The 12,180-nt window shown below is 54.6% G+C and carries 8 protein-coding genes; 3 read left to right on the top strand and 5 right to left on the bottom strand.

Annotated elements, in window-relative coordinates; all coding sequences use genetic code 11:
* Positions 1-16 precede the first annotated feature (16 nt).
* The 5 genes from ACT53C_RS13925 to ACT53C_RS13945 all read right to left on the bottom strand — a co-directional run bounded on the left by ACT53C_RS13925 (position 17) and on the right by ACT53C_RS13945 (position 5,760).
* The gene (locus ACT53C_RS13925) at positions 17-706 is read right to left on the bottom strand and encodes an ANTAR domain-containing response regulator (protein WP_476146937.1); all 690 of its coding nucleotides are present in this window, start codon (positions 704-706) and stop codon (positions 17-19) included.
* Positions 681-1,847, bottom strand: coding sequence for a transporter substrate-binding domain-containing protein (locus tag ACT53C_RS13930; protein WP_379077365.1), 1,167 nt, complete (start codon positions 1,845-1,847; stop codon positions 681-683). The genes ACT53C_RS13925 and ACT53C_RS13930 overlap by 26 nt, the downstream gene beginning before the upstream one ends.
* A gap of 123 nt (positions 1,848-1,970) precedes the next feature.
* Positions 1,971-2,993 (bottom strand): aliphatic amidase, encoded by a 1,023-nt coding sequence (locus ACT53C_RS13935; protein WP_338656972.1) that lies wholly within the window; start codon positions 2,991-2,993, stop codon positions 1,971-1,973.
* A gap of 239 nt (positions 2,994-3,232) precedes the next feature.
* On the bottom strand, positions 3,233-4,936 hold the full coding sequence (locus ACT53C_RS13940; RefSeq protein WP_476146939.1) for a cation:proton antiporter domain-containing protein: 1,704 nt from the start codon (positions 4,934-4,936) through the stop codon (positions 3,233-3,235).
* Positions 4,937-5,148: 212 nt separating this feature from the next.
* Complete coding sequence (locus ACT53C_RS13945; RefSeq protein WP_379077372.1) at positions 5,149-5,760, bottom strand: TetR family transcriptional regulator; 612 nt, start codon at positions 5,758-5,760, stop codon at positions 5,149-5,151.
* 146 nt (positions 5,761-5,906) lie between these two features.
* Here ACT53C_RS13945 and ACT53C_RS13950 point away from each other — a divergent pair, with 146 nt between their 5' ends.
* The 3 genes from ACT53C_RS13950 to ACT53C_RS13960 are packed head-to-tail and all read left to right on the top strand — an operon-like array spanning position 5,907 to position 11,586.
* Positions 5,907-7,070, top strand: a complete 1,164-nt coding sequence (locus ACT53C_RS13950) for an efflux RND transporter periplasmic adaptor subunit (protein ID WP_194747215.1) — start codon at positions 5,907-5,909, stop codon at positions 7,068-7,070.
* 33 nt (positions 7,071-7,103) lie between these two features.
* Positions 7,104-10,214, top strand: coding sequence for a multidrug efflux RND transporter permease subunit (locus ACT53C_RS13955; protein WP_194747214.1), 3,111 nt, complete (start codon positions 7,104-7,106; stop codon positions 10,212-10,214).
* Complete coding sequence (locus tag ACT53C_RS13960) at positions 10,204-11,586, top strand: efflux transporter outer membrane subunit (RefSeq protein ID WP_476146942.1); 1,383 nt, start codon at positions 10,204-10,206, stop codon at positions 11,584-11,586. Before ACT53C_RS13955 ends, ACT53C_RS13960 begins: the two co-directional genes overlap by 11 nt.
* The last annotated feature ends 594 nt before the right edge of the window (positions 11,587-12,180 follow it).

Below are 12,180 nucleotides of genomic sequence, written 5' to 3' on the forward strand. Positions count from 1 at the left end.
TCAAAGGGCCTGCATTCTAACGGGATTTGGCTGGATTGGACAGTAGACCGTCGGTTTGCAGCAGCGACCGTGCAATTTCTTCCACCGTCACGCGCTTGAGCATGGCTTGTTCGCGCAGAATTTTATAGGCCTCGACTGCACTAATGCCGCGCGCATGCGCCAACATGGCCTGGGCAGCACTGATTTCGCCTGCGGCTTGCAGTTTTTCTTCGAGCCGCTGGGTCCGTTTACGCAAGGTTTTCAGTTGCTGGCAGTGATGCATGGTCATGATCAACGTTGACAGTAGCCCCTTGGCCTGCAACGGCCGTACCAGCATGCCATGGCAGCCCAGCGCGGTGGCTGTTTCCAGGGTAGTCGGGTTTTCATAATCCAGCACCCCAATCAGCGGGATCGCCGACTCTGGTGTCAGCCATGGCAGTTTCTTTTTCGCGCTGGCTTGGGCATCTAGCAGAAAAATCACCAGCTCGGTCTGCGCGGGTAGCTCAGCCACCGGCGGCCATAGCGCGACCGTCTGGCAGCCAATCCGGTGCAGTTGCTGTGTCAATACCTCGCGGTTTTCGTCCTCAGGATGAAAAATCGTGATGCAGGCATGCCGCAAATGGCGGAACAGCTCCAGCGTGGAGCGCGGCGCCTGCGCCTGCTTGGCCTGGCGCTGACCATAGTGAGGGGCGGTGGGCGACTCAGCCAACGCGATACTCCGCCGCATAAGGCAGGTTGTTCCAGCTGGCGCCTGGGTGCGTCACCAGATAAGGGTCGGGGATTACCGCTGCGGCACCGCCACCGGCGATGATCTCGAACTGGCCAGCCGCATTGACGCGCGCAATGCGCGGGTGTAGCCGGGTGTGGTGGTTGCCGGCATCAATGACAATACGGCCTTGCGGTGCGTCAAAGGCTCGACCCAGCAGCTGTGGCAACAGAGCATCATACTGGTCGCTCCCGGCCGCGCGCATCGCTTCGGCAAACAGGTGGGTTTGAAAATATGCCGCTTCCCAGGCCATATTAGGCGCAATCTCGTTGCCATACTGCTGCCTGAAGCGCGCGATGCAGGCCTGGTTCTCGGTACTGGCAATGCTTTGAAAATAGGGCGCAGACGTGATGTGGCCCTGGGCCGCACCGCCGCCCATTTCTGCCACCTCTGCTTCAGAGGTGGTCAGGCTGGCAATCGGGGTGTGCTGGGCATCCATGCCGATCTCGGCATAAGCCTGGTACAACAGGCGGGTGGCTTGCCCCACCACGGTTGAAAACACAAAGTCTGGCGATTTGGCCTTGATGTCACGCACCACCGCTAAAAAATCTTTTTCTGTCGCCGTCAGCGGTACATAACGCTCGGCCAGTTTTTTGCCGCCTGGAACTTCAAGGATAAAGTCACTCATGATGCGGTTGGACTCATACGGGTAAATGTAGTCGCAGCCGATCATGTAGACGCGCGCGCCAAAATGTCGCGTCATGTAGTCAGCCAGTTGTGCACTGTTCTGGTTGGGCGCCGCGCCGGTGTAAATCACATGCGGCGAGAATTCAAAGCCCTCGTAAGGCGTGGGGTAAAACAGCAGCTTGCGCCATTTTTCCACCACCGGAATCACGGCTTTGCGCGTGCTGGACATATAGCAGCCAAAGATCACATTGACGCCATCTTCTCGAATCATGCGCTCGGCCAGTAACTGGTATTGTTGCGGCATGCCCTGCGGATCATAGTGGACGGGCACCAGTTCTCGGCCAGCGATGCCGCCCGCGGCATTGATTTCTGCGATGGCAAAGAAAGTGGCAAATGCCTGTGAGCGTTCTATGGTCGCCGTGGCGCCGCTGGTGGAAAACAGCACGCCGACCGGGATCGGGTCAGTGTTTGCCATGAGATTCTTTCGTCAGGGGCTCCGGCCAGACCGGAGCCATTGTGTTGCATTGAGGCGATCAGCTCTAGTGTGATCTCGCCTAGTTTCATCTAGCCTAGTGTGATCGCCAGTCAGACTATCCGACTATTCGTTAGGTAAGCCTGCGATGGGCGCCTCTTTGGTGCCCAACGTCGAGCGCGTAAACGATTCTACCATGTCGCGCGCAGCCGCCGGGTCCTGTACCCATTTGCTGTAGAAGCTATATGGACACTGCGCCACGCCCTGATCGCCATCGCCTGAATTGAGCACGCCGGTGTAGCCACGGTGCAGCAACTTGAACAGGTGGTTTTCGGACTGGCCATGTTTGCGGAAATCGCGGATCAGGTGTTTGCTTAAGGCCGCATATTGCACGCCATTTTCTTCCTCGCCGCATTCGCCCAGTGTCCGGCCATCAAAGCCGATAATCGCCGAGTGGCCGAAGTAGGAATAGACGCCATCAAAGCCTGCCGCATTGGACACGGCCACATAGGTGTTATTGGCAAACGCCATCGCCTTGCTGATCAGGATCTGCTGCTCTTTGGCCGGATACATATAGCCCTGGCAACGCACAATCAGTTCGGCGCCTTTCATGGCACAGTCGCGCCAGATTTCAGGGTAGTTGCCATCGTCACAGATAATCAGGCTGACCTTGAGGCCTTTAGGGCCTTCGCTAATAAAAGTTTCCTTGCCTGGGTACCAGCCCTCGATGGGCACCCATGGCATGATCTTGCGGTATTTCTGCACGATTTCACCTTGGTCATTCATGAGGATCAAGGTGTTATACGGCGCTTTTTTCGGATGCTCTTCGTGCTGCTCGCCGGTGATCGAGAATACGCCCCAGACTTTGGCCTTGCGGCAAGCCTCGGCAAAAATATCGGTTTCCGGGCCGGGCACGGTGGTGGCATTGTCATACATTTCCTGACCGTCATACATGATGCCGTGCGTGCTGTATTCCGGGAAAATCACCAGATCCATGCCGGGCAGACCGGCTTTCATATTGACCACCATGTCGGCGATGTTGCGACAGTTGGCCAGAATCTCGGCTTTGGTATGCAAGCGGGGCATTTTGTAATTGACGACGGCCACACCGACGGTGTCCTGGCTGCTGGAAATATCACCATGTATCATGAAGCTTCTCCTGAAAAATTTAAAAAAGGCTAATGACTCGATACATACCGATTACGCATAAAAAAAGCCCACCGGCCATCAAATGGCGGGTGAGCTTTTTTGCTCGAATCATCACCGGCGCTGTTGACGGTGTGATTAAAATATGGGGCGTAGCAGGTATTAACCTTGGTGCTAATTTAACGCCAGGCAGGCCCGCACGCCATACGTTAATTTGCGTACAAGGTCATTGATGATGCCGCTTAATGCGGGCGTTCAAAGCGCCGCAACACATGGGCAGACATGCCCTTGGCCAGTTCTTCCTCGCCAAAAAACACCGCTTCGGTCTCGCCCAGTTCTTTTTGCAGGCGCAGGTATTCGTCCTCATGATGGGTACGAATCACGACTTCGATATCCGGTTTGAGCTGCTTGGCGATCTCCACCATCTTGCGGATATTCATGGCATCCGGCGTGGCAATAATCAGCAGGGAGGCATTGGCAATGTGGGCCTGGATCAACACCATCGGGTCCGCCGCGTTCCCCGAGACGGCAGGTTGCCCCTGTTTGCGCAGTTTTTCCACCACTTCACGGTTTTGTTCGGCCACCACATAGGGGATGGCGGCGGCGGTCAGTGACTGCGCAATGCGTTTGCCCACCCGGCCATAACCGACCAGCACCACCTGGCCTTCGAGGAATTTGCGCTCGGTAGTCATCGGCAACTCACCATAGGGGTCCATGCGTAGCGAGAACTGCCGGGCCAGATCAGACTTGCTGACCACCCAATTGGCAAGCGGCTTGATCGAGGCAAACACCAGCGGGTTCAAGGCAATGGAAATGAGCGCGCCTGCCAGTACCAGGCTCATGCCATCGGGGGACATCAGGTTGAGTGAGACCCCCAGCCCGGCCAGAATAAACGAGAACTCACCGATTTGCCCGAGGCTGGCGGCTACGGTTAACGCGGTATTTAGGGGATAACGCAAGGCCAGCACAATGGCCACCGCCGCCAGCGACTTACCCAGGATAATAATGGCTACCACAGACAACACCTGTACAGGTTGTTTGATCAGAATGCTAGGGTCAAACAACATGCCGACCGAGACGAAAAACAACACGGCAAAGGCATCGCGGAACGGCAGCGAATCTTCAGCGGCACGATGGCTGTATTCTGATTCACGCATGATCATGCCGGCAAAAAACGCACCCAATGCGAACGAGACATTAAATAAGGTAGAGGCAAAAAACGCCACCCCGATCGCCACCGCGATCACGGTCAGCGTGAACAGCTCGCGCGAGCCGGTGCCCGCCACATACCAGAGCAACCACGGCAACACCCGCTTGCCGACCACCAGCATGATGGCAATAAAGCCTGCCACTTCGAGCAGGGTCATGCCTATGGTTTGCCATATGGCGGCAACACTGGTTGCTTCACTCTGGCTACCGCCAAACACGCCCGCCAGGGCTGGCATCAACACCAGTACCAGCACGGTTACCATGTCTTCCACCACCAGCCAGCCGACTGCAATCTTGCCGTTCATGCTTTCTAGAATGCGGCGTGACTCCAGCGCCTTAAGCAATACCACCGTACTTGCGCAAGACAGGGACAAACCAAATACCAGGCCTTCGCCCCAGCTCCAGTGCCAACTCCAGGCGACCAGCATGCCCAGCAGCGTTGCCAGCGTCATCTGCGCCAGTGCGCCCGGCAGGGCGATGCGTTTGACCGACAGCAGGTCTTGTACCGAAAAATGCAGGCCGACGCCAAACATCAATAACATGACGCCGATTTCCGACAGCTGCGAGGCAATTTCAAGGTCGGCGACAAAGCCAGGGGTGGCGGGGCCGATCATGATGCCGGCCAGTAAATAACCAATCAGCGCAGGCAATTTGAGTTTTTCGGCAATTAGTCCAAACACCAGCGCCAGCGCAAACGCGACGGCAATGGTGGTAATCAGGCTCAGGTTATGGTCCATCGTCAGGGTTTCTTTTAAGTTATTTTATTTGCGTAGGCATACGCAATATGGGTTTCGCAAGCGTTGATGCTATTTCAAGCACAGGCATACCGCCTGTTCAGACTGACCGTGTGCTGGCCAAAAAGTTGAAATTAATTGCGATCAATGTATTATTTTTTATCTTGCCGCAAGAAGCCATGCCGCGTCAATCACCAATCGCAGGCAGCACGGGGTTAAGGCTGCGAAAAAGGCATGGACAAGCGTTGCAGGCTGTAGGTACACAATTGTTCTGCGCGCTGCCAGCGTTCACGTTCGCTCATGCTGCCAAAGTAAACAATACTGAATACGCCTTCGATCACCGATTGGCAGTAGAGACTGACCAAGTCAAAATCGACGTCAGCGGGCAGCTCTTTGTGGGCAATGGCCTGTGTCAGCAGGCTGTTGATTTGCGCAATGCGTTTTTTCTCCCAGTTGTAGCGCAGTTGCAGCAGCTCGGGCGAATCATCAATGCCCACATACAGAAAAAACAGCACGCGCTGGATAGAGCTGGGTTCGATATAACTGCGGACTTCCTGCAAACAGTAGTGTTTCAGGTTTTCTAGTGCGCTATGCGCCGGTTGCCCCTGAAACGGCGAGGCTTGCTGGATGACACGCTCGGCCATGGCCGTGGCGACTTCGAGCTTACCTTTATAATGTCCGTATACGGCACCTCGTGACAGTTGTGCGGCTTCGGCAATATCGGCCATGGTCGCCTGCGTAAAGCCTTTGCCGTAAAACACAAGCTCAGCTGCATCCAGAATCTGGTCACGGGTTTTTTGCGCGTCTTCTTTGGTTTTTCTAGCCATGTCGGGTGGTTCTAGCCTGGCGGCTCGCTGACAGTCCAGTCGTTGATGATGGCCGCTATCATACCAAAAAATAATTAATCAGTCATGATTGATTAATTATAAAAGTGCCGCTAGAATATTGTCATCCATACAATTAAGGGTAGTGCATGTCCCGTATTTCTCACTCGACGCTGGCGCTTTCGGCGCTGTTGATCTTGCAATTGGCTGCGTGCAGCAAGCCGAAAGAAGCCGCTCAGCCCGCAGGCGCGGCGCCTGTGGTGGAGGTGGTCAAGGTGCAGGTGGCGGATATTCCCGATGAGGTCGAACTCCCTGGCCGGGTCGAGGCCTACCGCATTGCCGAGGTGCGCGCCCGTGTCTCCGGCATTGTCGCCAAGCGCCTGTACCAGGAAGGGCAGGTGGTGAAAGCCGGCACGCCGTTATTCCAGATCAATCCCGAGCAGTTGCAAGCCAGCAAGCTCGAAGCCGAGGCTGAGTTGGCGCGGACCGAGGCCAACCTGGTCAATGCTAACGACAAGTTGCAGCGTTATCAGGCTTTGATTGGCGACCAGTCTGTGAGCCAGCGTGATTACCGCGCGGCACAAGCTGAGGCGCAACTGGCAAAAGCCGAGGTGGCCTCTGCCCAGGCCAAACTTAATCGTGCCCGGCTGGATTTGGGGTATGCCAATGTGACCGCGCCAATTGATGGCGTGGCCCGCCGAGCACTGGTCACCGAGGGCGCGCTGGTCGGCAAAGATGAAGCCACCCAACTGACCACCGTCGAGCAGGTCAATCCGGTCTATGTTAATTTTTCCCAGTCGTCCTCAGAAGTGTTTACCTTGCGCAAAGCGCTGCGCGATGGCCAGCTCAAAGGCAACGATGGTGACTTTAAAATTAAACTGGTCTTGCCGGATGGCTCTATGTACGCCCAAGCAGGAAAACTTTCATTCTCGGACGTCTCCGTCAACCAAACGACCGACTCTGTGGTCATGCGCGCCATTTTTGAAAACCCGCAGCAGGTGTTGATGCCAGGCGCATACGTCAGAATCAAAATCCGTCAGGCCACCAATCCGAATGCGATTCTGATTCCCAGAGATGCGTTGATGCGTGACCAGTTTTCGACGCGTGTGTGGGTGGTGAATGCCAAAAACGAGCTGGAGTCACGCGAGGTGCAAGCCGGCCGTGTCATAGACAAACAGTGGGTCATTGAGCAAGGGCTGCAAGCCGGTGAACAAGTGGTGGTCACCAATGTGGCGGCACAAACGGCGGGCAGCAAAGTGACGCCCAAACTGATCAGTGCCCAAGACAATATCACCAAAGCCGTGGCCCCTTAACCGGGCAGCGCGCAGAAAGACAGGAACCAGGCCATGAGCCGTTTTTTTATTGATCGCCCCATTTTTGCCTGGGTGATTGCCATTCTGATTGTGTTGGCCGGCCTCATCGCCATCAAACAATTACCGATTGCCCAGTATCCTGATATTGCCCCGCCTGTGGTCAATATCGCCGCGACTTATCCAGGCGCCTCGGCCAAAGTGGTGGAAGAAACCGTGACCTCGATTATCGAGCGCGAGATGAATGGCATGCCGGGCCTCATGTATGTTTCTGCCACCAGCAATGTGGGCATGGCCTCCATCAGTGTCACTTTCCGTCAGGGCACCAATCCTGATCTGGCTGCCGTGGATGTGCAAAACCGGCTCAAAAGTGTCGAAGTGCGTTTACCGGAAATCGTACGTCGCAGCGGCATCACGGTGGAAAAATCCGCTGACAGTTTTCAGCTGATTGTGTCGCTGACTTCGGAAGATAACCGCTACAGCGAGATTGATCTTGGCGAGCTGTCATCGGCCACGGTGATGCCTACGCTCAAGCGTGTGCAAGGCGTGGGTAAAGTACAATCGTTCAGCCCGGAATACGCCATGCGCATCTGGCCAGACCCGCAAAAAATGGCTGGTCTCAATGTGGGCGTGACCGAGATCGTGAATGCTTTGCGCAGCTACAACACCCGCCTGACCTTGGGGCAGGTGGGTGCCAGTGGTGTGCCGGACGGTGCGCCGCTGAGTGTCTCACTCGAAGCCGAGGCTACGTTAAAAACGGTAGACGACTTTGCCAATGTGCCTATCCGCATGCAGGCAGATGGCTCAGCCCTGTTGATTAAAGATGTGGCGAAGGTCGAGCTGGGCAGCAGTGACTACACCTACAGTTCAAGGGTCAATGGCAAGAATGCCGCCGGGATGGCAATTAAACTGGCGCCGGGTTCTAATGCGGTTGAAACCATCAAGCGGGTCAAGGTCGCGATGGAGCAGATGCAGCCGTATTTTCCGCCCAATGTCGCGTTTCAACTTTCGTATGACTCTTCTGCATTCGTTTCGATTTCGATCAAAAAAGTGATCCAGACCTTGGTGGAAGCCATTGTGCTGGTGTTTCTTGTCATGTACCTGTTCATGCAAAACCTGCGTGCGACGCTAATCCCGACCATTGTCGTGCCGATTGCCCTGATGGGGACGTTTGCCGTCATGTACTGGCTGGGCTACTCGATTAATGTACTGACCATGTTTGGCGTGGTGCTGGCGATTGGCATTCTGGTGGATGACGCCATTGTGGTGGTTGAAAACGTCGAGCGCCTGATTGTGGAAGAGGGCTTGTCCGCCTACGATGCCACGGTTAAAGCCATGTCGCAAATCAGTGGTGCCGTGGTCGGCATTACGGCGGTGTTGGTGTCGGTGTTTATCCCCATGGCCTTTTTCAGCGGCGCGGTGGGCAATATCTACCGCCAGTTTTCGCTGGCTTTGTCGGTGTCTATCAGCTTCTCGGCCTTTTTGGCGCTCTCACTCACACCTGCCTTGTGCGTGACGTTGCTACGCCACGAGACAGGTAACAAAGCGCGCTTTTTTGTCTGGTTTAACCGCAGCTTTCAGCGCATGACCGAGCGCTATACCCACCTCACTGGCGGTCTGCTCAAAAAGCCGATGCGCTGGCTGGCCGTGTTTGCCTTGATTGTCGCGCTGGCTGGCTGGCTGCTGGTGCGTTTGCCAAATGCGTTTTTGCCCGAAGAAGACCAGGGTAACTTTATGGTCATGGTGTCGTTGCCACAAGGCGCGACGCTGGCAGAAACCGCCAAAGTGCTGGGCGATATGAGTGAGTATATTCAGGCACATGAGCCCGTTGATATTATCTTTGAGGTGAGCGGCTTTAGCTTTTATGGCACCAGCACCAATAGCGGCATGCTGTTTATCACGCTCAAAGATTGGGCAGAACGGCCAAACCCAGATCAACAGGTGCAGGCGATTGTAAACCGCGTCAACCAGAAGTTTTTTGGTCGCCCCAATTTAACTATTTTTGCCATGAATGCGCCGCCCTTGCCCGAGTTGGGCAGTTTTGGCGGCTTTGACCTGCGGCTGGTAGACCGTGCCAGCGTGGGTGTTGAGGCGCTGATGAAAGCGCGTGACCAGTTGCTGGCTGAGTCTGCACAGCGGCCAGAGTTGGCCAATGTGCTGTTTGCCGGTTTGTATGACACGCCAGTGGTTAACATGCAGCTAGACCGCAGCAAAGCCAAGGCGCTGGGCGTGTCACTGGATGAAATCAACGACTCGCTGGCGACGCTGCTCGGCTCGAATTACCTGGGCGATTTTGTCTATGGTAACCAGGTGCGCCGCGTAATCGTGCAGGCCGATGGCAAGCAGCGGCAAACGCTGGAAGATATCAAAAAAATCCGCCTCAAAGCGGCGGATGGCAGCTTGGTGCCACTGGCTTCCATCATGACGCTTGACTGGGCCATGGGCACGCCGCAACGCACGCGCTTTAATGGTTTTCCGTCATTTAACATCAATGGCGGCCCCGCGCCTGGCTTTAGCAGTGGCGAAGCCATGCGCACCATGGAAACCCTGGTGAATGGCCTGGGCAAAGGCATCGGCTATGAGTGGGCCGGGCAATCGCTGGAAGAAAAACAGTCGGGTAGCCAGGCCAGCCTGCTGTTTGGCTTGTCCATCCTGGTGGTGTTTCTGGTATTGGCCGCCTTGTATGAAAGCTGGGCGATTCCGTTTGCCGTCATGCTGGTGGTGCCGTTGGGCGTGCTAGGCGCCTTGCTGGGGGTGACCTTGCGTGAATTACCTAATGATATTTATTTCAAGGTCGGCCTGATTGCAACCATCGGTCTGTCAGCCAAAAACGCCATTCTGATTGTGGAGTTTGCGCGTGAACACGTGTTGCATGGCATGCCGCTGGTGGAAGCGAGCTTGATGGCAGCCAAAGAGCGTCTGCGCCCAATTGTGATGACCTCGCTCGCCTTTGGTGTCGGCGTGATCCCGTTGGCATTCTCAACCGGTGCCGCCTCCGGTGCACAAGTAGCTATCGGCACCAGCGTGCTCGGCGGCATCATTACCGCCACCTTGCTCGCCATCTTTTTCGTGCCGTTGTTTTTTATTGTCGTGGGCCGCTGGATGAAACAACCAGCCTCACAGCAAAGGGTGTCTCATGAAGTTTAGTCGTATTTCCATCATCCTTGCCGTGGCTTTCGCAATGGGTGGTTGCTCACTCGTGCCTGAGTATTTCAGGCCCGCCGCGCCAGTGCCTGAGGTTTATCCAGGCCAGCCAGCAAGTGACACCGTGAGCGAAGCGCCGCCACTCAGCTGGCAAACCTACTTTGCAGATGCTGATTTGCAGCGCCTGATTCAGGTTGGGCTGGAGCATAACCGTGACCTCAAAACCGCCGTGTTGCGCATGGATGAGGCCAAAGCCACCTATGGCGTACAAAAGGCAGACCGCCTGCCAACCATACAGGGCAACCTCAATTACGACCGTAGCCGCACCGTGTTCAGCTCCAGCCAGGCGTTTGACGCCAAATTGTTCCGGGTTGGTGTGGGTATTTCAGAATACGAAATTGACGTGTTTGGCCGGGTAAAAAGCCTGTCGCAAGCGGCGCTGGAGCAATACCTCACCGTGGCAGAAAACCGGCAAGCCGTGCAGACCACGCTGGTCACCGAGATTGCCACGCAGTATGTCAATTACCTGGCCATCAACGACCAGCTCAAGCTCGCCCAGCAAACGCTGGATGACCGTAAGCAAACCCTGCAACGCACCCAGCGCCGCTTTGAAGCCGGGCTGGATCAAGTGCTGGATGTGAAAGCCGCGCAAATTCAGGTTGAGCAAGTACAAGCGCAGCTCGCACAATGGCAGCGCCAGCTCGCCACCACGCAAAATGCCTTGTATCTGCTGCTGGGCGAAACCTCACACCGCACGCCACTGCCAGTCAAGCCGCTCGCCGCCTTGAAACTGGCAGACGTCACGCCAGGTTTGCCTTCCACCTTGCTCACCAGACGGGCCGATATTCGTGCCGCCGAGCATCAGCTCAAATCCGCCAACGCCAATATAGGTGCTGCCAGAGCCGCGTTTTACCCGCGCCTGCAACTCACTACCAATGTCGGTTTGGTCAATTCAGACTTCTCCAAATTGTTCTCGGATACAGGCAGCAACTACTGGGCCTTCAGCCCCCAACTGATACTCCCGATCTTTAACTACGGCCGCAACAAAGCCAACCTCAACCTGGCCCAAGCCCGCCAGCATATTGAGGTCGTCAATTACGAAAAAACCATCCAGACTGCGTTTAAAGAAGTGATGGATATCTTAAGTACACGCAGCGTGATCGCCGAAGAATCTGCCGCTAGAGCGCGTTTGCGCGAACTGGAAAGCAGCCGCTTGCAACTGGTGAAACGCAAGCTTGATCAGGGACTGGTGACTTATTTAGAGTTGCTTGATGCACAACGCAGCGTGTTGGACGCGCAGTCGCAAGCCGTGCAGATTCAACAGCAGGCGTTGCAGAATCAGGTAGGGTTGTATAAGGCGCTGGGTGGGAGTTAGATTTTCACAAAAAGCGTGATTGACGGGTTTAGGTTTGTATTTTAGGATGGACTAAAATTTAATAACAATATGAAAATGTTAAATAAAGCCCTTAAACCTTCAATCAAAAAAGCATCAATGACGGAATGTTTTCCGTCATTTAGGATGCCTAGATTACGTTAGGTTCTCATCTTGAGTAAACATAAGACAATCAAATTAAGCATTGTAATCATTACTGTTTTTTTGGTAGGGCTTGCTGTTTTGACAAATAATAAATCGCCAGAAACTAACGCTATATTAATTGTTGCTATATGGTTTTTTATGGTTTCTTATATCTTTCCATTTGTTGAAAAGAAAGACATGCATGGATCGATTACATACATTCAATACAAACCCAGCAATTGGGCCGTTAGGTTTATTTTTATGGCGTTTGCGGCGGTTGTTATCATATTAGCTTTATATGAACTATTATCTAATTAATCAAAAATAAAAGCTGTTGAGTGTTGGAGAAACCTAACCCATCAGTCAAGCGGGACTGTGGACTTGCCTTAGAAAAGTAGACACATCGACCTAACTTTTTAGGAGATGTGAAATGGCAAGAACAATCAAACGGAT

Source organism: Methylophilus sp. DMC14 (genome assembly GCF_056314085.1).